Annotated in this window: 20 protein-coding genes and 1 pseudogene; 12 read left to right on the forward strand and 9 right to left on the reverse strand. The window is 53.9% G+C overall.

The annotated features are described in order from the left end of the window. Nucleotides 1–194: 194 nt before the first annotated feature. Nucleotides 195–920 (reverse strand): hypothetical protein, encoded by a 726-nt coding sequence (locus DT070_RS06005; RefSeq protein ID WP_122954574.1) that lies wholly within the window; start codon nucleotides 918–920, stop codon nucleotides 195–197. Nucleotides 921–930: 10 nt separating this feature from the next. Beyond that, nucleotides 931–1,353, reverse strand: a complete 423-nt coding sequence (locus tag DT070_RS06010) for a hypothetical protein (RefSeq protein WP_122954575.1) — start codon at nucleotides 1,351–1,353, stop codon at nucleotides 931–933. A gap of 118 nt (nucleotides 1,354–1,471) precedes the next feature. Between DT070_RS06010 and DT070_RS06015 the strand changes: the two genes are divergently transcribed. The 9 genes from DT070_RS06015 (at nucleotide 1,472) to DT070_RS06060 (ending at nucleotide 12,149) form a co-directional block, all read left to right on the forward strand. After that, entirely contained in the window at nucleotides 1,472–1,819 is a 348-nt protein-coding gene (locus DT070_RS06015; protein ID WP_164483719.1) for a helix-turn-helix domain-containing protein, read from the forward strand. An 835-nt stretch (nucleotides 1,820–2,654) separates the two neighbouring features. Next, a complete protein-coding gene (gene istA / locus DT070_RS06025; RefSeq protein ID WP_122953888.1) occupies nucleotides 2,655–4,199 on the forward strand; it encodes an IS21 family transposase in 1,545 nt (514 codons plus the stop codon). After that, a complete protein-coding gene (istB, locus tag DT070_RS06030; RefSeq protein ID WP_122953889.1) occupies nucleotides 4,189–4,980 on the forward strand; it encodes an IS21-like element helper ATPase IstB in 792 nt (263 codons plus the stop codon). Before istA ends, istB begins: the two co-directional genes overlap by 11 nt. 186 nt (nucleotides 4,981–5,166) lie before the next feature. Beyond that, the gene (locus tag DT070_RS06035) at nucleotides 5,167–7,521 is read left to right on the forward strand and encodes a type IV secretory system conjugative DNA transfer family protein (protein WP_122954578.1); all 2,355 of its coding nucleotides are present in this window, start codon (nucleotides 5,167–5,169) and stop codon (nucleotides 7,519–7,521) included. Between the two features lie 39 nt (nucleotides 7,522–7,560). Next, nucleotides 7,561–9,528 carry a hypothetical protein gene (locus tag DT070_RS06040; RefSeq protein WP_122954579.1) on the forward strand — a complete coding sequence of 656 codons (1,968 nt, stop codon included), beginning with the start codon at nucleotides 7,561–7,563 and terminating at the stop codon, nucleotides 9,526–9,528. Nucleotides 9,529–9,635: 107 nt separating this feature from the next. Continuing rightward, a complete protein-coding gene (locus DT070_RS06045) occupies nucleotides 9,636–10,151 on the forward strand; it encodes a hypothetical protein (protein ID WP_122954580.1) in 516 nt (171 codons plus the stop codon). A 394-nt stretch (nucleotides 10,152–10,545) separates the two neighbouring features. Then, entirely contained in the window at nucleotides 10,546–11,196 is a 651-nt protein-coding gene (locus DT070_RS06050; protein ID WP_153976270.1) for a hypothetical protein, read from the forward strand. Between the two features lie 18 nt (nucleotides 11,197–11,214). Continuing rightward, a complete protein-coding gene (locus tag DT070_RS06055) occupies nucleotides 11,215–11,661 on the forward strand; it encodes a hypothetical protein (RefSeq protein ID WP_122954582.1) in 447 nt (148 codons plus the stop codon). 140 nt (nucleotides 11,662–11,801) lie between these two features. Next, the gene (locus tag DT070_RS06060; protein WP_122954583.1) at nucleotides 11,802–12,149 is read left to right on the forward strand and encodes a hypothetical protein; all 348 of its coding nucleotides are present in this window, start codon (nucleotides 11,802–11,804) and stop codon (nucleotides 12,147–12,149) included. A gap of 615 nt (nucleotides 12,150–12,764) precedes the next feature. Here DT070_RS06060 and DT070_RS21250 read toward each other — a convergent pair. Continuing rightward, entirely contained in the window at nucleotides 12,765–12,977 is a 213-nt protein-coding gene (locus DT070_RS21250; protein ID WP_153976269.1) for a hypothetical protein, read from the reverse strand. Between DT070_RS21250 and DT070_RS21255 the strand changes: the two genes are divergently transcribed. Further along, nucleotides 12,976–14,181 (forward strand): hypothetical protein, encoded by a 1,206-nt coding sequence (locus DT070_RS21255; protein ID WP_153976268.1) that lies wholly within the window; start codon nucleotides 12,976–12,978, stop codon nucleotides 14,179–14,181. The genes DT070_RS21250 and DT070_RS21255 overlap by 2 nt on opposite strands. 319 nt (nucleotides 14,182–14,500) lie before the next feature. Here the strand turns inward: DT070_RS21255 and DT070_RS06065 are convergent, their stop codons facing one another. The 4 genes from DT070_RS06065 to DT070_RS06085 all read right to left on the reverse strand — a co-directional run bounded on the left by DT070_RS06065 (nucleotide 14,501) and on the right by DT070_RS06085 (nucleotide 17,666). After that, nucleotides 14,501–15,265, reverse strand: a complete 765-nt coding sequence (locus DT070_RS06065; RefSeq protein ID WP_164483720.1) for a hypothetical protein — start codon at nucleotides 15,263–15,265, stop codon at nucleotides 14,501–14,503. A gap of 76 nt (nucleotides 15,266–15,341) precedes the next feature. Beyond that, on the reverse strand, nucleotides 15,342–16,031 hold the full coding sequence (locus DT070_RS06070; protein WP_153976267.1) for a hypothetical protein: 690 nt from the start codon (nucleotides 16,029–16,031) through the stop codon (nucleotides 15,342–15,344). Continuing rightward, nucleotides 16,028–16,912: a DNA-processing protein DprA gene (locus tag DT070_RS06075; protein WP_122954586.1), complete on the reverse strand. Its 885-nt coding sequence runs from the start codon at nucleotides 16,910–16,912 to the stop codon at nucleotides 16,028–16,030. The genes DT070_RS06070 and DT070_RS06075 overlap by 4 nt, the downstream gene beginning before the upstream one ends. A gap of 487 nt (nucleotides 16,913–17,399) precedes the next feature. After that, the gene (locus DT070_RS06085; protein ID WP_153976266.1) at nucleotides 17,400–17,666 is read right to left on the reverse strand and encodes a DNA-binding transcriptional regulator; all 267 of its coding nucleotides are present in this window, start codon (nucleotides 17,664–17,666) and stop codon (nucleotides 17,400–17,402) included. A gap of 155 nt (nucleotides 17,667–17,821) precedes the next feature. Between DT070_RS06085 and DT070_RS06090 the strand changes: the two genes are divergently transcribed. Together DT070_RS06090 and DT070_RS06095 are read left to right on the forward strand one after the other, a co-directional pair. Further along, nucleotides 17,822–18,130, forward strand: a complete 309-nt coding sequence (locus DT070_RS06090; RefSeq protein WP_122954588.1) for a DUF3892 domain-containing protein — start codon at nucleotides 17,822–17,824, stop codon at nucleotides 18,128–18,130. Between the two features lie 513 nt (nucleotides 18,131–18,643). Continuing rightward, a pseudogene (locus DT070_RS06095) lies at nucleotides 18,644–19,108 on the forward strand (ATP-binding protein); the annotation flags it as partial. Between the two features lie 19 nt (nucleotides 19,109–19,127). Here DT070_RS06095 and DT070_RS06100 read toward each other — a convergent pair. After that, nucleotides 19,128–20,456: a DUF308 domain-containing protein gene (locus DT070_RS06100; RefSeq protein ID WP_122954589.1), complete on the reverse strand. Its 1,329-nt coding sequence runs from the start codon at nucleotides 20,454–20,456 to the stop codon at nucleotides 19,128–19,130. Nucleotides 20,457–20,496: 40 nt separating this feature from the next. Continuing rightward, a complete protein-coding gene (locus DT070_RS06105) occupies nucleotides 20,497–21,717 on the reverse strand; it encodes a M23 family metallopeptidase (RefSeq protein WP_122954590.1) in 1,221 nt (406 codons plus the stop codon). Nucleotides 21,718–21,726: the final 9 nt, after the last annotated feature.

Genomic DNA, 21,726 nt, shown 5'->3' on the forward strand with positions numbered 1-21,726 from the left:
ACTGCGTTTGTATTACTCATTGCATGATGACGGGCCAAACGACTTTTCAACACATATCGTCCGAATATGCACCACTTATCCACAGAGTTAGCAAGATAAGGAATGCTCTCCCGAATAATTCTGGAATCTAGCCAACCTTGGGCATCGCGAAGGGTTGTCCAACTTGGATTTGCGACCCACCACAGAGGAATTGATCACCTTGCAGCGCTCGCGGGCACTGCTGGCCCAGCGGCGGTAGCAGGTTCCCATTTGATGAGTTCGGACTTGTTCTGACTCCAAATTGATCCGTTTGGGGCGCGATCCATATACTCCCAGCGAACGTATCGCTTCACTGTGGGTGCCACCCAGACGGTTGCCTCTGCGCGACCACTGCTGCTTCCATTGACCGTTCGCCTCCACCAGCCTGTAGCCCTGATGCGGTAGGTATCAAACTCTCCGGCCTCCGTCTTGATCTTCTCGAACGCTTCCACTTCGACTTTCCAATCCGTATGGCCTTCGCCATTGTTCCAGAACTGTTTCGCGTTGTACTTCTTGCCAGGCTCTAAAGGGAACTGGAAGAGATCTTCGCTCCCTTGTCGATTTGTAATTCGGTTACCGAGACCGTTCGGAGCGCTTTCATCGTGCACAAAACGCTCCATGAAATCACCCCGCTTGTGGTCGTATCGCCACCAGAACTTCGGAGCCTGCGTGTTCGGCTCGGCGCTCTCGCCGTACAGCCAAGCATCGCTGCCATTGATACGCTTGACCTCATTGGTAAAGGTGAACGGCTCTCGTCTGTCACCTGTGTTGTGGTAGCGGTAGGTCCACTTGTCACCCACGTGCATCTGCGGTGCCGCATCCAGCTTCTGGGCCGAAGCAGTAGCCAGTGCGACGATCGAGAAAGCCGCAGCAACGCTCAAATTTTTGAAAAAATTGTTCATTGGAGCGCTCTCAGACTGAGGCTTTTTCAAGCCGTGACCCGAGTTGCCGCTCTGTTTCCTGGACAACTTCTTTGCTTATTTCCCCAGAGTTCTTCAAGTCGAACTTGCCGTACATGGAATTGGCGACATCGATTCGAAGCGCTGTTTTGCCGCTTGCTTCCTCGACGAATATCGTTACCGCGTATGCCGTCGCGCCAATGATGATGTGACCCTTGATCGAGCCAGTTTCCCGATCAATGCTTTCGGTTCGGCCCTTCACTTGTACGGCCTTCAATGCCGCATTGAACACAGCGGGTCGCTTGGCGGAGGTGGTGTACCGATCTGACGTTGGCTTGTCAGTCATGCCAAACGCCATAGGAAGAAGTGGTACCGCCATACAGGCTGACAGCAAAACGGCGCTCAGCGCCGCCAAGAACAGTTTCAAAACGCGCATGGTCCCTCCAAGTCAAAAATTGGTCTTCAAAGTGAATGTAATTTGCCTAACTAGGCAAATTGGATCATTGAGCAAATTTTGACGTATGTCAACACTTTGGGTCTACCAAAGGATTGGCATGCAACACAGGAAGAAAGCCGAGAATTTCGAAACTCTGGGCAAGAGGTTGGGACAAGTAATCGCGAAGCAGCGTAAGGCTCGCGGCCTCACGCAGGACGACCTTGCGGGTCTGGTAGAGGTAGACCCAGTTACGGTTTCGCGCTTTGAACGTGGAACGTCCGTGCCATCGCTTCAGCGACTATTTGTTGTCGCCCAGGCGCTGGAAGTGAGCGTGGGCGAACTCCTGGCTGAAACCAGTCCATTGCCAGGTGACAGCGCGCCAAGGCTGGCCACCCTACTGAAGGGATTACGGACAACAGACCAGCAACTGCTCATGGACATCGCAGAGCTGCTCCAGAAGCGGTAGATAGTTCTCATTGGCTCATGCGCCCTCCTCCAAATGGAGGATGTCACCAGCAACGCGTCTGCGCACAATTTGTCCTCTCATACAACAAGCGAGGATGCGATGAAGGATGCCGGCAGCTACGTGCGCTTAGGGCTTGGGATAGGTAATGCGCCTCCTTGGAGTCCTCGAGACCCCAAGGAGCAAGGTCCAACCCCACCAGAAAATCGTTGTCCCACGTGCGGCAATTTGGGTTTGCCTAAAGGGTGTCCCAAGTGCATGCGGTTCACTTGAATACAAAAACCGTCATGCGAAGTAATCTTGCTCAGTAGGCGTTCCTGATGTTTCAGATAAATCCAACGCTCGCAACGAAGCTGTGTGACAACCTTCCTGCAACCCATGAGAAAGTTGCTTTGTTGATAACTCCACTGTTTTCGGTTGAAAAAGATCATAAAAATTGCTACATTGGCCTAGGGGCTATGCTGGAGAAACATAAATGACAACAAAAATGGCAACTGCGTAGATGGCGGGCAACCGTATCTTGATACTGGGGATACCTGGCGTCAAAAAGTCAGTGGCCGCCAATGCCTTGGCGACCAAGCTTGAAACGCTCAGACATAACTACCGAGTTGTCAATTTTGAGAGCGAGTACCTCTGGCAGAGAGTCCAACAGCGTGCTCGATTCTTGGACGCACCAATTTATGTTCAGCACGAAATGTGGCTGGATGCATGGAATCGGTTCAGCGCTCAATTTGTTGAATGCCGTCGAAATCTGACCCGGTTAGAGCAGTAATTTCCATCGAAACCTGACCCACGTAGGCACTACTCTGCTTGTTTTAAAAGCAGAGGGAAATTAGGAGTGATAGACGTGGCGACATTGAATGTCATCAGGCGGTGGGCATTGAGAGATCAGTTGTCCATCCGCGAGATTGCAAGGCGTACAGGCCTGGCTCGCAACACAGTAAAGAAGTACCTTCGGTCCGATGAGGCTGAGCCCAGGTACGCAAGGCGGGTCAGCTCAAGCAAGCTCGATCCCTACGCTGAGAAGCTGGCCACCTGGCTGGGAATCGAGGCAACAAAATCGCGGAAACAGCGGCGCACTTTGAGGCAGATCCACACAGATCTAATGGCCCTCGGGTTCGATGGATCCTACGGAAGAGTGGCAGCTTTCTACCGGAAATGGCGGTTAGACCGTCAGGAGGCGCTTCGAACTGCCGGCCGCGGCACCTTCATTCCGCTGATATTTGGGCCGGGGGAAGCGTTTCAGTTTGACTGGAGCGAGGACTGGGCAATGATTGCCGGCGAGCGCACCAAGCTGCAGGTGGCTCATTTCAAGCTAAGCCATAGCCGCGCTTTCAGCGTCCGAGCCTATCTGCTGCAGACGCACGAAATGCTATTTGACGCCCATAACCACGCCTTCGGGGTGCTGGGTGGGGTGCCAAAGCGCGGCATCTACGACAACATGAGGACGGCAGTAGACAAGATTCGCAGTGGCAAAGAACGAGACGTCAATGCTCGCTTCAATGCAATGGTGAACCACTACCTCTTCGAGGCCGAGTTCTGCAACCCCGCCTCTGGCTGGGAAAAGGGGCAAATCGAGAAGAATGTCCGGGATTCCCGTCATCGCCTTTGGCAACCCATGCCGGCTTTCGGCACCTTGATAGAGCTGAATGAGTGGCTCGAGATACGTTGTAAAGCCCTCTGGAAGGAGATAGCCCACGGCAAGCTGCCGGGCACGGTGGCTGATGTCTGGGCAGAAGAGAAGTCGTTTCTGATGCCTCCGCCGCCGGCCTTTGACGGGTTCGTCGAGCACACGAAGCGCGTTTCACCCACCTGTCTTGTGACCCATGAACGGACCCGATACAGCGTTCCTGCATCGTTTGCCAATCGACCAGTAAGCCTTAGGGTGTACGCGGACCGCTTGGTTGTTGCTGCAGAAGGTCGGCTGATCTGCGAACACCAAAGAATCATTGATCGCCGCCACGACGGGGCGGGACACACCGTCTATGACTGGCGTCACTATTTAGCTGTACTGCAGCGAAAACCTGGGGCCCTAAGAAACGGCGCCCCGTTCACCGAGTTCCCGACCGCCTTCAAGCGGTTGCAGGCATTGCTACTCAAAAAGCCTGGCGGGGACCGTGAGATGGTGGAAATACTGGCACTTGTTCTGCACCATGACGAGCAAGCGGTACTGGCGGCCGTAGAGACCTCCCTGGAAGCAGGGGTCGCCACCAAGACCCACATACTGAACGTATTGCACCGCCTGGTTGGCGGAAAGCCAGCCATTCCTGAGATCATCGCTCCGCAAGCACTGAAACTCGGTACAGAACCGCAGGCCAACGTGCGTCGCTATGACTCACTTCGGGAGGTCGAGGTCGACCAGGAGGTGCGATATGGCACGTGAATCCGAGTCAAATTCAATCGTCGCGCTTCTAAAGGGACTCAAAATGCACGGCATGGCCCAGGCTGTGTCGGAGTTGGGCGATCAAGGTGCACCCGCGTTCGAAGCAGCAAAGCCCATCCTTGCGCAGCTGCTCAAAGCGGAAACGGCAGAACGTGAAGTACGGTCTATGGCTTACCAGATGAAGTTGGCCAGGTTCCCCGCATACCGGGATCTGGCTGGCTTTGACTTCGGCCATAGCGAGGTCAACGAGGCAATGGTGCGCCAGCTACATCGATGCGACTTCCTCGAAAAGGCTCAAAACATCGTTCTGGTCGGTGGTCCAGGCACCGGAAAGACTCATTTGGCCACTGCGATCGGGGTTCAGGCTATTGAGCATCACCACCTACGTGTCCGGTTTCTCTCCACGATTGAGCTGGTCAACGCTTTAGAAGTTGAGAAATCAACTGGCAATACAGGCCAGCTCGCCCACCGATTGATGTACGTGGACTTGGTGATCCTTGACGAGCTGGGTTACCTGCCGTTCAGCCAGTCAGGAGGAGCTCTCCTCTTTCATTTGCTTTCAAAGCTCTACGAAAGAACTAGTGTCGTAATAACGACCAATTTGAGCTTCGGAGAATGGGCCAGCGTCTTTGGTGATGCAAAAATGACAACCGCTCTTCTGGATCGACTCACCCACAGATGTCATATCCTCGAAACCGGAAACGACAGCTATCGATTCAAAAACAGCTCTGCAAAGACTCAGCCCAAAAAGGAGAAGATCAAGAACTTATCCACACCGTGAGCACTCTCTGCTCACAAAGAGTGTGGGTCAAGATTTGATGGAAAGATCGGGTCAGGCTTCAGCGGAACTCAACACGCCACGCTTTTTACTCACGAGCCCCTGGCGATACCCTTCCTTTCGGATGTATCCAACCTTTCCCTCGCTGACGGCGCGAAGTATCGGAACCGTTTGCGTCAGGCTGCTCGCATGTTCACAAATGAACGGCACTTCCTCGGCAAGTGGAGGGAAGCAATGGTTTCGCTTCTCATGGCGTTATATAGGGAGTTCCCCGAGCAAGCATTTGTTGACCCAGATGAGAACGGAAATTTTGAGGAGTATTCAAGGCTGTCACCTACGGCACCCCTGTACACGTATGTGAAGGGCATTCCTGTCCTCATTCACAAAATCATCGCAACCGTCTTTACCAAGGACTTGCAGAATGACGAACTGTTTGACCGTCTGCGTGACCAACTGCTCATCAACCTTGCTCAGGCGTCAAACATTCCCATTGAAGAGCGGCGTACAACAAGCAAGAACTTTGTCCTGCCCCAGGACCAATCAATCGCAGATGACGGTGAATTGCTTCGTGTGTATCTGTCGGGCACCCCATTCCTCGACATCTTCTTAGTAGAAATTCCGCTTCACATCCCCGAAGCTGTCAGATTCGAGCACACCCATATCCTGGCTGGCACGGGTCACGGAAAGACCCAAACGCTTCAATTCCTCATTGCAGGTGACATTGAAGTTGCGGTCAGGGAGAAGCGATCCGTCGTTGTCGTAGACAGTCAGGGAGATTTGCTCCAGACGCTCATGCACAGCGAGTACTTCGCCGACCCGTCACTGCGAGAACGCTTTATTTACATCGACCCGCAGGATATGGAGCGTCCTGTCGGACTCAATCTCTTCGATATTGATCTCTCCGCGGGCAGTATTCCAAGCCCTCAAGCACGCGAGACCATTCTCAACAACACAGTCGAACTGTACGACTTCTTTTTTGGCTCGCTTCTTGGGGCAGAACTTACCCAGAAGCAAGGTTTGGTGTTCAGGTACTTGGCCGTACTCATGATGCGTATACCAGGCGCCAACGTCCACACATTGCGCGAGCTGATGGAGGACGGTGAAAAGTTCCGTCCACACATGAAAACGCTTCAAGGCAGCGCCCGTATCTTTTTTGAAACCAGGTTCTTCGACCGCGCTTTCAACGAGACCAAAAAGCAGATCTTGAACAGGCTCTGGGGCGTACTGTCGAACCAATCCCTCGATCGCATGATGAGCGCCCCGAAAAACTCCGTCGATCTCTTCAAGTCACTGCAAGACGGTTCCATTGTTTTCATCAATACCGCCAAGGACTTCCTGGGCGAAGAGGGCTCCACTATCTTTTCTCGGATGTTCGTAGCGCTCCTTGGTCAAGCACTCATGCGCCGTGCAATCATCGAGAAACACGCCCGCACACCAACGTATATTTATATCGATGAAGCTGAGCGCATCGTGGACGCAACGCTCACACGGATGCTGACGCAGGTTCGCAAGTACAAGGGCGCCATAACATTCGCTCATCAGCATCTGGATCAACTAGAGCCAAGCATCCGTGCTGGCGTCATGGCCAACACCTCTATCAAACTCGCAGGCGGCGTAAGTGCCAAGGACGCTCGTGCGCTCTCGGAAGACTTCAGATGTACCGCAGACTTTCTCCTCGAACAGAAGAAAGGACGCAATGAAGCGAACTTCGCATGCTTTGCAAGAAACGTCACCGATCAGGCAGTAGCGCTTTCCATTCCGCTTGGCTTTCTGGAGTCTCAAGGGACGCTTTCAGATGCTGGGTATGAGGCGCTTGTCGAAAGCTCACGCCAGAAGTACGGCGTGGTCTATGTCGAGGATATCCAGAACGGAGAGGCCGCCACCGACTCTCCGAGCGATTGGCTGGGAGAGGCCCCAGTCGAGATTGAAGCCGACCTACCAACGCCCACACCACAGCTACAGCCCGCACCACTAGACCAAAGCAAAGAAATTGTCATCACCCGGGCACCAGTGGTACAGAAGATCGCAGAGCCTCGGGATATTGGCGGAGGTGGCGTTAAGCACAAGTACATCGAACACCTCATTAAAGAACTTGGCGAAGAACGCGGCTTCCGTGCATCCGTTGAAGAAACGGTTCACGACGGTGCTGGCCGCGTCGATGTCATTCTCAGACGCGAGACCATTTCTCTTGCCTTTGAAATCTCAGTGACAACCACACGCGATCATGAATTGGGGAATATCGAAAAGTGCTTGGCGCTTCCGTTCACGCACGTTGTCATGCTTGCGTCTCATCAGAAGCACCTCAAGAGCCTTTCCTTGTGTATTGGCAAAGGGCTTGAAGACGATGAGAAAAAGCGCGTCTCGTTCCTATTGCCTGAAGACTTACCTGGATTCCTTGATGGATATCCGATGGCCCAGGTACAGAAAGAGAAAACGGTGAAGGGTTACACGGTGCGTAGTCGAATCAAGGAAGCCGATCTTGGTGAAGCACTAGCTAGGCGTAGGGCAATTGCGGCGGTGGTGGCGAGATCAATACAGGATTAGTTTTATGGCGCCTTATGCATTTCCATTACTGGAGCGGGTATGAACAACAAAGTAGCCTCAGCTTTTTGCGCCGTTGTTTTACAACTTTCACTGGGAACGGTTTCTGCTCAGACTAGCCCCGCATCAATTTCTGACGGATTCAAGCGTGCATTTAAGAGTGACCCTACGCGACTTGCCTTGATAACAAAAATTGAGCGGTCTGTGGCAATTGTTTTTGTTCCAGGAATTCTAGGCTCACGTCTCACCTCCAAATCGCGGGGGGTCATTTGGGGAGGCAACGGTTTACCAGATTCAGCAGCATTAATTCTGCCTTCGGCGCTTATTGACGAAACCGCCGAATCCGATATCCAAGCATCATTGCTGGACTCATATTTTGGCGATCAGTATGGGGAGTCTTTTGCAAAGGTGAAGAGCGTTGCAGCGGCGTTGCGGATTAAGGCAGTGGCCTGCGGTTATGACTGGAGGCGAGACATCAGATCCAGCGCACGCGATGTCGAACGGTGTATTCAACGCGAACTCGGCGCCGAACGCCACACGCTTATCTTTGTGTCCCATAGCATGGGAGCCCTGGTTACGGCGGTGTGGAACAAGAAACACGAAGGCAGAGAATACAGCAACCAACATCTAGTAGGAGGTCTTGCACTTTTAGGAGCCCCACTCGGTGGGAGCTGCGAAATTATCCGAATGATCAACTCTGGGTATGTTCAGCCGATCAAGAACACATTGCCCGATTCGCGATTCGAATATGAGGTCGAAAAGGTTGAATCGTGGTTTAAAAGTGGCATCAATGGCATGACAAGTTTCCTAACGGATGGCATCCGTGGCGCGGCATTAAGTTGGCCAGGCGCATTTGGGCTATCACCTAAGCCAGCGGCAATTGACACAGACCGTAATTGCGTGCTACTTCGCGCTGGAACTGGAGACACAGATCCGAATTTAATTAGTTACTTTGAACCTGAGTTTTGGGCCAGCCCTACTGGTCGGGATTTACTCAATCAACTTACGCCATCAGCGACATTTCCTCTGGTTCTCAAGAAAGCTCATGAGTTTCGGAGGTCGTTCACATTTACCCAGCCAAAGGCACCCTTGTATGCGTACTATTCAACATTTTGGCGCACACCTGAAGCAGCACTGTCACGCAAGAATTCACGCTTAGCGCTGAGTGGTGAATGGGATGAAGTTGATGGCGATGGCCGAGTCCCCTTGATTGCGGCGCGGCCAAACATCACCTGGCTTTCAGACTTCCAGAATGTTTACAGCGTTCATGGAGCATTACCCAAAGACAAAGCATTCCAGGAGAGGTTTCTGGAGCAGCGCTTGCCCTCACTGGTCAGTGCCCTAACAAGCTACCGTATGGTCGAAGAGCTGGGTCGCGGGCCAGATGTACTTCAGCGGTATGTCGCAGCGTTTGGACCAGTTCCTCTGCCAAACGATTTCTGGGGGGCCATCGAAGCAAAAAAGCAGTCTGACAATCGTCCCAAATCTCAACTAGCCATCGATGTCTTGAGTTCTATGAATCAATTTCGTAGTTTGCTTTGTTCAAGCTTTGCGAAGTGCGTGGGCTTTTCAACTGCTCGACGGGTTACGGCAATGACTTCTCCAAATGCAGTTCAAGATAGGGAAGTTCTCGCGACGTTTGGCGGCGCAATCGCGAGTGCAAATACTTCCGATTTTGAAAGAACACAAACTCATGCACAAATCGGTCTTGCACATGCGCGGCTCGGCAACCCCGTTATGGCGATGCCATCACTTTCCAGAGCAAGTAGAGAGCTCGAAGAGCAACTTCCTAATCTAGATCTTTCTGAGAAAGGTAAAAAGGATCTGGCGGATTTGCAAAATGTGGTTGATCGTAATTTGGCCGTGTCGTTGCGGGAGTCGGGACAATGTCTTGATGCTAAGGAAGTTCTGACGATGCTGAACCTGAGAACGCGGAAGTATCGGGGGGACATGAATATGAAATGCTTCGATAGAGAGCTAGGACATTACAAAGCGCTTTCCGCCTATTAGAACTTTTTTCATGCGCGGTTGTTACGGTAAACCGCTCGTCATTGCGGCAGTAGTCGCGAGATCAATTGGTACTTTTGGAGTTAGTTTGCTTAACCCCTGGAGGTCATATGACAGACAAGATGCGTCGAACCATTGCCGGCTCAATCGCAGTCGCACTTCTTCTCGGATTTGTTGCGCTATACACCGTCGCTATCTGGCAATGCTGGATAGCAGCTGAACCTTCAAAGCTGAGATTCAGCTCAGAGTTTGTTTATGCGGCTACCGGCTTAGCAGGGCTTGTCGGCGGCATCGTGGCAATGTCCTTCAATGAGCAGTTACCTGTCACGCCAGATGCAGTGAAGTCCGCAGAAGAAAGATCTCTTGTGGTTGCATCGGAGACCGGCCTTAAGGCGGGTAAGAAGGCTGCTATTGAAGCATTTGACGCGACTACAAATGACGTGCTGCACAACATTAATGCCGCATACGCAATCGCCTACTTCATCACTGGGGGTACAGCCATCGTTACGTGGTTATCTTTTAGCAAAGATACCCCCGACCTGATCAGAAATCTCGCGCTCATAGTGTTTGGGCTGGTCTTGGCAATTGCCAAGGCATTTATTCCTGTTCCGAAGGTCGCGCCCTGACCTGATATCGGTGCCTCTGGGTTAAGGGGGGCAATTGGCGCTCCGAGAAGTTCGTTGTGCTTCAGTTCGCTGGCTGCGCATTGTGTTTAACAATTTCTGCAACTGCTATTTAGGAGACTAAATCATGATTTGTTTTCGGCCTTGCTTCATAAACCTGCGGAAAACTATGGGGGTTCTGTCAAGACTAGTCGCGTTAGTTGTTCTAACAGCTAGCGCGACCGGCTGCGCGAATCTAGAAGCTGTCCGGGATTTCGCGGGCAGTAGCGCAAAACTCACCGCCTACAAAGATGTCACGCTTCGCTACGTAGATAGTGCCAATCGACGGCTGCTTGAGATCCCGAGCACAAGCAGATTCGCGGCAGAGGCTGCGTCAATCAGGGAAACTTCTGCCGACATGAAGCGTCAGAAGGATGACCTACTCAAGCTGCATAACGCCGCGACAGGCTACATGGCGGCGCTTGCTTCCCTAGCGGGTGATGAGGCGTTCGACATCAGCGGCGATATCGACAAAGTCGTGGGTTCAATTGCCGCCATTCCAAAACTAGGAATTACAGAGACGCATGCAAAAGCATTTTCTGGGATCGCGCAAAAAGTGGCGAGTTGGATTCTGGCCGCGAAGCAGTCGAAGGATGTTCGAACAATGGTTAAAGCCTACGGCGCCGATATGGATCAGGTGTTAGAGGCGATGGAATTCGCCGCAAAGAACTATGAAGGGGTACTGAAGAACGAGGCCTCTTCCATTGATTCCTATCAAGAGGCGCGCCTAGCGGCATGGTCGCCTACAGCAGAGGAGATGGCTCAAGTTAACCCACGTCGTCTTCTTATTGTGTCGCTCGCAGATAGGTCGGGACGACTACTTTCCAAGGAATCCGACGATGCGGTAGAGGCTGCAAAGGCAGCCGGCAAAGGCGTGACTACGGTACGCGAGGGCCACAAAGAAATGTTAAAGAACGTTGACCGGCTTGAGGCAAAGGATGTGGTTGCTCAACTAAAGAAAGCTGCCGCAGAACTCAAGGAAATTCGGTCAAATCTGAGAAAACTTTAATCGTAGAGACTAAACATCATGAATGACATACTGAATACGGCGGCCAAAGTTCAGGACGCGGCAGACAAGTTCACAACCATTGCCGATGAGATGAAGACGAAACGTCGAAAGGCATTTGATGAGGGAAAAATCACGGCAGATGAGGTTATGCAGAACGTCAGCGAAGAAACAATGCTCCGCGAACTCGCCACGAAGCTCTACGTTAAGTCAAACGACTATGTCGTCGCGGGCGCTCAGGCATCACAGATGGAGTTGAACAAAGCAATTGCTGATGCCAAAGAAAAGATTGCCGAGATCGCACAGTTCAAGAGGGCGGTGAATATCTTTGTCTCCGTCATAGGACTAGCTGGCTCAATCTTGTCTGGCCAGCCGTTGGCCATAGTTGGTGCGATTTCGGGTGTGAAAGAAGCTGTGAAAGGAGGCGAAGAAAAAGACGTCCCTGTACAGAAGAAGGCCGGCAAATAGGTTTCAAGGTTTGAGTTCGTCCCCACAGCACATGGTCAAAGGACGTCAGGCGTCGCCAACGCAATCCCGAGGCTCCGAGCAGTTTCTTTGGTGCTGGCGGGATCGATTCAAGATAACTAATTTTTAGCGAGACTGACCGAATGGCTATTCACTTTATGACATCCGACCCTAAAAGGCTTCTCGCGGAGTTCGATGCGCGAATCGCGCAAAAAGAAGCAAAAGGGCAAATCACAACATGGTTAAAAGCTAGTGATGGTCGCTACACCCATTTGGCCGAGGCCTGGCAGAACAAAGCGTGGCTCAAACCAAAGATTCAGAGTGACGGTCTAACATTCAACATCATCAAACCGCCAGAATCGAACATCAAGAATATGGTCTATGCGTACTACCATGGCCATCTAATCGAGACCTTCCTCAACCACTTTGACTCGCAATTCGTCGACGCCATTGCAAGTGCGCTGGCCGAGGCAGACGATATCGTTGGGTAGTGAAGGATATTTACTCGGTCAAGATTCAGGCGTATAACCATGCTTGAAAATTACAAGGTGGATTCCCAACGGCAACTGCGAAGGAAGTGGATGGTCTAACCAACCTACGCTCAGCGCGTCAGCGCTGAGGAGATCCTGCCCGACAATTTCTTGGGCACCCCAGACGTTCGCATGATCACTTTGCGTGGCAGGAAATAACTTTTCTCTGGCCTATTGTGCGACCTGAAAATCTATGGCATATTTGTTTACAAATGCGCTGAACGGTACCACTCGCTCAATAGGATGCGAGCGCTAGATGAAGTGAACCTACTCGGGTTATCGTCGTCGTACACGCGAAAGACACCGCCTCCCAACTCCCCATTTTTTGGGCATGGAAGGCGGCTTTTTTTTGTCCATTTTTAGGAAAGGAATAAAAAAACCGACTCATCTGAGTCGGTTTAAGAAAAAGGTAGACAAGACACTCGCCACGATCACCAGCGGAACACAGGTCGGAATTAGAGCCCCCATCTCTGTGCCACGCGCGTAGAAACGAACTTGAGAAGTTACCCTCTCAGGAAGTGCCCTGTCTGCTTTCCAGCTTATCACTTCCCCAAGGCACTCGCAAGTTCCCGACCGTCACCTGTGGCCGTGGCGTCGTTTCTGCGCAATTTTTTCCCAGTCTCGTTTGCTCTGTAAACGTAACCTTTGGAGAAAATCATGATGCATATTTTTACGACCCTCTTTCTCGCCACTGTAGGCGCTGCCTTCTTGGCCGTTGGTGTTGCCGTTCTCGGTAACGTGGCCAACCGCGCTCGGGAACAATGGCAACGGCGAAAAGGTGGCGGCCATGGTTAAAACCGCCTTAAAAGTATTGGCGGGGGTGGCGCTTGTGGGCGCGGCCCTTTTTGCCGCAATCTACTATCAGGTGTTCATACATCTGCAAGAGCTAGTTGCTTCCACACTTGAACTAGCTGGTCTTCGTTTGCCTCCATTCGCCTCCTATGGGATCGGGACATTCGTTGCCATAGCCTTTTGCTTTCCAATCACGATGCTTGCAATCAGACTCTTCATCAAGCCTAAACGCCTTGATCTCGCAATTGGTTCAGCAATAGCAGCTTCGACGATTGCGGCGTGGACGTGGTACACGAGTGACTGGCTATTTGACATGAGCGGCCGACCTCTGGTGTATGTTTGCCCTTCGCTTCATCCTGGCAGTCAAGTTCGAGTCCAACGGAATAGGTTTGACCATGAACTGGGCGGCGATTGTCCTCACGTCACCAGCGTAACAGCCGCGCAAATTGTCGCTCAAAGAAGCGGGGTTATGCCCGAAGAACTACAGGTCAACTCTGTTACCGAACTGGAAGTGCTTCCACGCTTTTCTGCTGGCAAACCTGTGCTGTTTGTAGGTGAGCCGTTGTCATCGTCATCTCCTCCACGACTTTTTAAGAGCGGCGGCATGGATACATGGTCTGGGACATTTCTTCAACCCGCCACAAAGGACCACATAGACAAAGTCAAGGAGCATTTGGTCGAGCAAGATCGCATCACGGCGGCAAGGAAGCAAGCGAAGGAGGAGGAAAGCCAGAAAGTAAAAGAGCAGAACAGGCAGGATTCTTTGTCTGCTATTCGTAAGGCGATTGAGACCAGTTTGCAGCAGAATAGGCAGGCACCACCTGAGCCGCTATGGGGAAAATTCTTCACTCATGAAATGGATGAAGCTCCTCTTGTCGTGGTCTTTGGCGCTGGTGGCAAAAGTCTTAAGGTCGATGTATCTGGTGAGCTTGCTGGCGGCGAGTATTGGCCTGAAAGTTCAGCCAAAAAGCGCTTTCTTACTAGAGTTTCCAACGACTCTTTCGTTGCAAGTCCATTAGCAGCGATTGATCGCTCAATGTTTCCGCCAGAACTACGACGACTCATCGTGGCCCGTGTGGATGAATCTTTCGATTACTACACAGCAGATCGAACTTTGCGTCCAGGAGCCGACGTGACTTACGTAATCATTGATGTACATCAGTGGGTTGCTTACACAGACTCCAAATCAATGTTTTTCTAACTACAGGAGAACTCTATGAACAAGATAATTTCGCCGTTTTCATCACGCTCCCTACGGATCGCTGCCTGCAATTTCCTCGCAGGAATGCTTGTCAAAATGGCCCGAGAACTGCGCAAATGGGCTCACGCTGAAGGCAGCGCCGCAAACAAGCGACACTCCTTTGACTACTAGACTTGTCCTATGAAAGGAAGTGGAAATGAGCCACCGATTGGTGGCTCATTCATTGGTGGCGACCCTTTTAGGTGAAAGAGTGCCAACCTCCCGAGAGACATATCTCTCACAGAGTACGTCCAGGACAATTCCTTCTCTATTTTTCCCGCTACAAAGCATGGTCGGCGAAATCGCGATAAAGAAGATGCCCCTTCGCCTTCTGAATACGTCCTAGCTTAGTGTTGGTGATTCGATCTTTCAAAAACCCCACAAGCTCGTCGAAGAGGTCCACAGGAACGAACTCCCACTTACAGCCGAATCTTCGTTTTATGGCGTTGTAAATCGCGATGTATTTGAATCCCTCTTCTTTGGAGATATCCCATTTCTGGCATTCTTGATACTTTCCAATGAGGTAGTCCACATAACTGCGTTTGGCTAAATCGCTAGCAACACTACCTGGCGTGGGGCCTACGGTGACTTTTGTTTTTTGCGTCTTCAGCGTTACGTTGGTAGCTTGTATAGCGCCAGGGCTGTGGAATGCAACGTGCCCAGTATTGTTCGAAATGTCAATCGAGGAATACCGATCAAAGAGTACTTTGGCTGCAGCCGCTATTTGTGGCGAAATTTCTACCAACCCACGCCCTTGTAGCTCTTTAAACTCTCTCAGTTTTTCGGCCGTATACGTTCGGGGTTCTGCATCCACCATGATGTGATGCCGTGGGCACATGAGCAACAGATTGCTGAATCCGTGGCGCTCCTCATCGGTCTGAGATGCTTCATACCGTGGACCCTCCCTGTTTGCAGCGTGGATGTGGCATATCCTCGCAGTCACCGTTCCGCTCTCTTCTATCAGTTGAGAGTCGCAGCCTGGGAATGCGCAGCGATTGTGCGCTAAACCGAAAAGACGCTTGATCGTTGGCTGTGTAACCCGCATGACACCCTTGTTGTTGAAATTAGCGCGCTGGTAGCGTACCAGCGCGTAATGAGGCCAGAGGTGCGACCGCCGACAGCTAGAAATCGAGGTCGTCGAAGTCTGCGAAGGGGTTGGGAATTACACGCCGAGCCACAAATACGCCTATTACAGGCACGCCAGGAAAAGGCTCCGATAGCCGACGAAGTGCCGCCAGAAAATGCGCTCCTGTCGTAAGCATATCGTCGAAGATCAGAATCACGCCAGGTGGATTCTGTCCCGCCATCGCGGATGTGTCCACACTCATGGCCGCATACAACTCGTCGGGCGTAGGTCTCGCTACGGCCTCATGACTCGCGTCGCAGGAGCCATCAAAGCTAAGAATATCTTGAACATTCAAAGGTGTTTGGACTCTTCCAGCCATGCTGCGCAGCATATCCAGCATGCGAGGATCGTACAAAGGGTCATTCCGCCTCTTCGATGGAGGCATTGGAACAAGAACAGGATTCTGAAGCCCCAATTGGTCCCAACGCATGGTCTGCGAAAATGCTGTTGCAACCCGCTCAATCGCACTAGCTTTGTAGCGCCAATCCATCTGTCCAACTCGATCCATCTTTTTTTTGAAGTTGTTGATCAGTTGGTTGGTTGGAGAGAAGTTCCATTTCTGCCCACCTGTGTGCTCAAACGGCGTGTATTCGCCCCAAAAGTAGCAACGATGCTCGGGTACAAGAAAAAAGTGATCTTGTCGCTCAAGATCACCAATTACGCTCAAGCGCGGCGGCATGCTCATGCAAGGACCTTACGGATGTCCTCAAATTCGCGCACTCGTATTGCGCCTAAGGCCTCAAAGCGAGCTGGCCAAGTAATTGCGGGGTTGTGAAAGTTGCTCTCAAGAATGAACAGCTTGCGTTTTTGTGCGAGTGCAGCTTTTGCTTGGATAAGTGTTCCCGAGGTCTCACTCGCCTCCACGATGATGGTGGCATCTGTGAGCGCCGACATGGTTTTATTTCGCTCTGGGAAAAAGAGTCGGTTCCACTTCGGAGACTGGGCTCGGTAGCGTAATACGGGCACCTGGCTAATCAGAAGATATTCGGATGCGATCTTTCTTTGAAGGTCAGCGTTTTCTCGTGGATAGGAATCGCTAATGGGAGTGCCAATTACGGCAATAGTGCGCCCTCCATTTTCAATCGCTGTTTCATGAGCAATCGTGTCAACGCCACGAGCCAATCCCGACACGATCGTGAAATCGTGCTCCACCAGAGATTTAACGAGCTTTCGCGTTCGCGCCGCACCTTCTGCAGAAACCTCGCGGGTACCGACAACGGCAACGCGCCGGGGCGCTTCTGCAAGTTCCCAGGAGCCTAAGAAGTACAAAATTTCAACGGGGTCAACGGCATCTCGCAGGCCATCGGGATAGTCGTGAGTACCGTATATCCGAACGCCGAACTGCCTGATACCCCGATCAGCAAACTCCCGCAGGACTTCATCTGCAGCCTTGATCGCATCTTCATCGCTCACCAAGTCCGAAGGTAAGCAGCCAGGATGTTCACTAAATAGAGTTGCAAGGCGCTTAGTCGTCGTATCAGGTTGTTGCCAAAGGAATTCGTAGGCACCCATCTCAGCACGAGAGTCAACAGGTTTGTGAGCCAAGAACTCAGGCCAATGGTTCATATTGATCCTTTATTTCCCAATCCAGTGTACGGGGCGCTCTGACAGGCTAAGCCCTTCAATTCAACAAATACTGTTATTTTATACAGTATTCAGGCGCTCCAACCGCTCCGATTTAGGATGGCCACAATCCCCACAATTGCTCCCACAGCGGCCCACCCGTTTACTTGAGGACTTTCGGGTTTGTCACCCAAAAGCCAATTCGCGTAGTTTTCGCAGTTCCGATCTCCAAGCCTGTACGGCCCTGGACATTGTGTGGACTGCCGAACCCTTTGAAGCACCGCCTCGTACCGCTCGTATGGCGCTTTTCGAATTTCCTCGACAGGCAAACCTTGAGCGAACTCGCGGTAACTAACGATTAGCTCCCCAAGAGGCGTGTGATGCGCAACGTCACCACTGGGCAATTGCACGCCCCAGTGATTCCCAAAACCAAAAAGCTTCGGTCGGGAAATTATGCGAATCGGGTACTGATTCCAATACATAGATGGCCTCACTTTTGTGCCCCGAGGAGCCAGACAAGTGCTGCGACAACTCCAGCACCAACGAGTAGGTTTTTAACTTGCTCTTTTGCTTCGGCCTGCTGCACTTGGGCTGTTGATCGAAACTGCTGCATAAGCGCAAGTTGGTACGCCGTGGGCCGCAGCAAATTGCGCTCCCACTTACTTACCGTCATTGAATGTGTCCCAAAAAGCTGCCCAAACTCCACCTGAGAAAGCCCCAGAGCGTGGCGAAGACTAGCGATTTCAGAAGCGACCATAAGCCGAATCATAACCCATTGACTAATCCACGGCTTAGTATTTGGGTTATTGATTCAGAAATATCAGTTGCACTTAACTTGAAAAGTTACAAACAAGGCTCATTTCTATTCATGACTGCGCGGTGGACGCAGCCTCAACATTCAAAGGGACAAACATGGCAGCTTGGGCAGACTATTGCATCTCGGATGTGCGCTATAACGCAGCGAACACTCACATCGACAAACTCATCGTTCGCATTCACGATGGCGCAAAAAACACTATGGGTGTTGGCAAAGAAATGACCCGTCCGGAAGCAGTAAAGCTGCTCGAACAAGGAAAAACATTCACATCAGTCACCAAGAACGCTGACGGCAGCTTCAAAAAGGGCGCGCCAGTCAAAGTGTTCCCAGTGGAAGTGAAGTTTCTCAAAACCACCCCCGACCAAAAGGAGTCGGACAATCTCGATCATCTCCCGCGCTTCTAATTTTTCTTGATGCGCCGCATGTGACGTGTGCCGGCAGATTCAACCCGCCGAACACTTGTTGCCAACGACTCATTTGGTGTGTCCAAGAAATCGAGCAAGAAGGCGCGGAAGCGCGGATATTTTGGCCAGGTAGTCAGCTTCTCCCACGCCTCCCATGTAGATTGATCAACCGAATTCCGCCGCCCAGCTTCCGCTGTCGTCCATCCCAGTGATCTACGTTTCCACCTGAGTTGCCCGCCAACTGACTCAGGCCGTGGCTCTGGGTTGTACCCAAGGTACCCAATAACAGCGGGCATGAGCGCGACTGGAACGGCCTGGGTTCGGCCCTTTTCCCAGTTCATGACGGTGTATCCGTCTACCCCAAAGCGCATCCCAAGCTCCCGCTGGGTGAGTCCATCGTCTAGGCGCTTCTTGAGGATGTGCTCACCCACGGTTTTGGGTTCACCTAAAAATCCCTTAGAAATCAATACCTTACGTGCGTAGGGCACATATGGCAAAAGGGCAACGCGACTATGCCCCTGCGGTTACCTCGGCTCCAGCTTGCGGGCCTGCCGCTGCTCGCCGGACCAGGTTTCGCGCTACCAGGGCAAACTCAGCGGCCCCCTGCTGGACCGGATCGACCTGCATGTGGAAGTCGGCGCGCTCGGCGCCGATGAGTTGGTGAACACACCGCCGGGAGAAGCCACCGCCGCCATCCGGGCCCGCGTGGTCGCGGCGCGCGAACGTGCCATGGCGCGCCAGGGAAGCAGCAACCAGGCACTGGAGGGCCAGGCCATCGACACCCAATGCCCGCTGGGCGATGCAGCCGCAAAGTTTCTCAACACGGCGGCCGCACGCCTTGGCTGGTCAGGGCGCAGCATCCACCGCTGCCTGAAAGTGGCCAGGACGATTGCCGACCTGGCCGGCGCGCAAGGGATAGAGGTCGGCCATATCGCGGAGGCGGTGCAATACCGCCGGGCGTTGAAGGCGGCTCATTGAACATCAGGGCCAACAGCTTTCAGTGCACGCGCGGCCTGCGCGCCTTGCGCGCTTTCCACCAGCGCGACAAATGCACCTTGAGGTCACGGCGCGGGTGGGTGATGCGGCGGATCGCACTCACATAGTCGAGCGCAAGGCCAGGCGTCCAGGCCATGGCTTCGGCGCGCACGCGGGCGCTTCCGGCCATCCAGACGTCGGGGTGCAACGCAAGTCGCAGCAAGGTTCGCCAGAACGGCCTGTCGGCAAAGACACCTTCCACCGCCGCATCCACCGCCTGCGTGACGACAACGGAGCAATTGCGGTTGGTCAGGTTGTAGGTGTCGTCCTGGTGATAGACGTCCCAGAAGGCCTGCAGGTAGGCGCGGTTGTAGAGCCGGAAATGAATCTTGTGCGTGGACGGCCGGGTCGCCGCGGCTTCGCCGGCATAGTCGGGCAGCCACATGCCGGGATGGTTGTTGCCCGACGTAGCGCGCAGGTGGTCAACAAGATTGGCTTGCGTGATGGCGAGGCGAACCCGCGGGTGGTGGCTGATATACAGGCCGTCTTCGCATTCAAGCGCCACGTGGCCGGTGGAGACGCGGCCCTTCTTCGTCATGGAGGCGATGTAGCGCTCGATCAGCGGCAGGCGGATGCGGTCCTTGTCGTCGTCGACCGCGTCGACGGCCGTCCACACGTGCACGACCATGTGCCCGGCGGCGGCGTTGGCCGCCAGCACTTCGGGCGTGGCCGGCGCGGCATCGGGCTGCAGCACGCGGGTGCCGCTGTAAAGCTCGACAGCCGCCAGCCTGGAGCCGCGCGGCAGGCGCCTGAGCCGCCAGGCGCCGCGCATCAGGATGTAGCCACCGACGACCAGCGCAAGCCCCGTGCACAAAGACACATTCATGCTCGAGGGCACCGGCCAGCTGGTCAGCAACAGCAGCGCCAGGAGCAGGTAAGCCCAGCCGATCGCGTTGGACTTGCGCCAGCTCGGATAGCGGATCAGCCAGCTGGAGGCAATGCGGATCAGCCCGTTGAAAGTGAAGGCGCCGGCAAACAGGATGCCGGCGGCAATCGAGTTGTCCCAGGGAAAGTCCAGCACCAGGCAGGCAAACACCACCATGGCCGCGCCGCGCAGCATCTCGAAGCGGCGGCGCGCCTGCGTGTGGGTCGCGCCCACCGTGAGTTCGGCAAGGCCCTGCACCAGCAGCACCGCGCCCAGCACCCAGGTGGCCACGTCGGCCACGCCGTCCACCAGGTCAATCAGCAGCGCGGCGCCGAAAAGGGCGGCCAGCACACCCGCCGCCATGAAAAATTTCCAGCGCCTGACCAGCGCATCGCCACCAAAAAGAATTAACGCAAGTCTGAACATGTTTCTTCTGTTGTGCCGCAGCAAGGCGGCAAATTCGGCCTTACTTCAACGGCGGGAAATCGACGACATAGCCGTTCATCGGCATGGTGGCGCGCTGGATGGCCTGCTGCTGCGGCAGCGGGGCCCACACGACCTTGCCCTGCTCGGTCGCATCCGTCGCCACGCCCCTGGCGATGAACGAGTCGATCACATAAGGCACACCTTGTGAGGACAAGGGGCCCATGCCGTCCGAGACGTGGAAATGCAGGTGCGGCGCCGTGGTATTGCCGGAATTGCCCAGCAGCGCCAGCACCTGGCCGCGCTTGACGCGGTCGCCCACGCGCACCTTCAGGGAACCGGGCTGCAGGTGCGCATAAAAGCCGTAGTAGCCGCGCCCCAGGTCGAGGATCACGTGGTTGCCGGTGACGTTTTGCATGTTGGTGTCGGGCGGCAAGGCGTTGGGCACGCGCTCGGGCAGGCCGTCGAGCACGGACACCACTTTGGCGTCGGCCACCGCAATCGCTTTTTGCCCGTAGGTGGGCCAGTTTTCATTCTTGTTGCTGTCGCCGTTGCTTTGCTGCGAGTTCGCGTCGATCTTGATCCAGTCAATCGCAAAGCGCTGGCTCACATACAGCACGCCGTTAACCGGGATGCCGGCGCGGCGGTGCGGGATGTCCTTGCAGCAGCCGTTGAAGGCCACCCAGCCCGTGCCCTCGAGCGGCGGGCCGATCAGCGGGGCGGGCCGGGTGCTGACGGACACATTGCCGCCGGTTTGTGTGGTCTGCACGCTGCCTTCGCCGGCGGTTTTGACAGCGGCCGTGAGCTTGACCTCCGGCCCGGAAGTCACGACGCGGTGCGACAGGACTTTCGGGATGGCCTGGCCGGGCTCCAGCACAACGTCGATCCAGAAAAAGCCGGCTTGCGCAGCGCCGACGCTGTCGCCGGTAGCGCCGCCCAGCAATGAAAAAGTGGCCGCGACCTCGGCCCCCGACACGGTGGCCAGCACCTTGCCGGAGGCGGCATCCAGCACCTCGAGCGACACCAGCTTGACGGGCACGGCGCGCGCATTGGTCACCTGCAGTTCGTAGTCAATATGCACACGCCCGTCGGCGCCGCGAAAGGGCACGGGGCGCGAAGCGGGGGTGAGGAGCACGGGCGTGTTCTGGTCGTGCGCGCCGGCGAACGCCAGGCTGTCCCGCCCGGCCTTGGGCCCGGCCGCAAAGGCGTGGGAAGCGCCGGCAATCATGAGCGACGCCAGCAGGGTCATGAAAAGGTGGCGCATGCAATCCTC

This window comes from Polaromonas sp. SP1 (genome assembly GCF_003711205.1).
Classification (GTDB): domain Bacteria; phylum Pseudomonadota; class Gammaproteobacteria; order Burkholderiales; family Burkholderiaceae_C; genus Polaromonas.

Coding starts and splice junctions, on each gene's coding strand:
- DT070_RS06005 (WP_122954574.1), bottom strand. CDS start 920: ATGAACAATTTTTTCAAAAATTTGAGCGTTGCTGCGGCTTTCTCGATC.
- DT070_RS06010 (WP_122954575.1), bottom strand. CDS start 1,353: ATGCGCGTTTTGAAACTGTTCTTGGCGGCGCTGAGCGCCGTTTTGCTG.
- DT070_RS06015 (WP_164483719.1), top strand. CDS start 1,472: ATGCAACACAGGAAGAAAGCCGAGAATTTCGAAACTCTGGGCAAGAGG.
- istB (WP_122953889.1), top strand. CDS start 4,189: ATGGCACGTGAATCCGAGTCAAATTCAATCGTCGCGCTTCTAAAGGGA.
- DT070_RS06035 (WP_122954578.1), top strand. CDS start 5,167: ATGTTCACAAATGAACGGCACTTCCTCGGCAAGTGGAGGGAAGCAATG.
- DT070_RS06040 (WP_122954579.1), top strand. CDS start 7,561: ATGAACAACAAAGTAGCCTCAGCTTTTTGCGCCGTTGTTTTACAACTT.
- DT070_RS06045 (WP_122954580.1), top strand. CDS start 9,636: ATGACAGACAAGATGCGTCGAACCATTGCCGGCTCAATCGCAGTCGCA.
- DT070_RS06050 (WP_153976270.1), top strand. CDS start 10,546: ATGAAGCGTCAGAAGGATGACCTACTCAAGCTGCATAACGCCGCGACA.
- DT070_RS06055 (WP_122954582.1), top strand. CDS start 11,215: ATGAATGACATACTGAATACGGCGGCCAAAGTTCAGGACGCGGCAGAC.
- DT070_RS06060 (WP_122954583.1), top strand. CDS start 11,802: ATGGCTATTCACTTTATGACATCCGACCCTAAAAGGCTTCTCGCGGAG.
- DT070_RS21255 (WP_153976268.1), top strand. CDS start 12,976: ATGGTTAAAACCGCCTTAAAAGTATTGGCGGGGGTGGCGCTTGTGGGC.
- DT070_RS21250 (WP_153976269.1), bottom strand. CDS start 12,977: ATGGCCGCCACCTTTTCGCCGTTGCCATTGTTCCCGAGCGCGGTTGGC.
- DT070_RS06065 (WP_164483720.1), bottom strand. CDS start 15,265: ATGCGGGTTACACAGCCAACGATCAAGCGTCTTTTCGGTTTAGCGCAC.
- DT070_RS06070 (WP_153976267.1), bottom strand. CDS start 16,031: ATGAGCATGCCGCCGCGCTTGAGCGTAATTGGTGATCTTGAGCGACAA.
- DT070_RS06075 (WP_122954586.1), bottom strand. CDS start 16,912: ATGAACCATTGGCCTGAGTTCTTGGCTCACAAACCTGTTGACTCTCGT.
- DT070_RS06085 (WP_153976266.1), bottom strand. CDS start 17,666: ATGGTCGCTTCTGAAATCGCTAGTCTTCGCCACGCTCTGGGGCTTTCT.
- DT070_RS06090 (WP_122954588.1), top strand. CDS start 17,822: ATGGCAGCTTGGGCAGACTATTGCATCTCGGATGTGCGCTATAACGCA.
- DT070_RS06100 (WP_122954589.1), bottom strand. CDS start 20,456: ATGTTCAGACTTGCGTTAATTCTTTTTGGTGGCGATGCGCTGGTCAGG.
- DT070_RS06105 (WP_122954590.1), bottom strand. CDS start 21,717: ATGCGCCACCTTTTCATGACCCTGCTGGCGTCGCTCATGATTGCCGGC.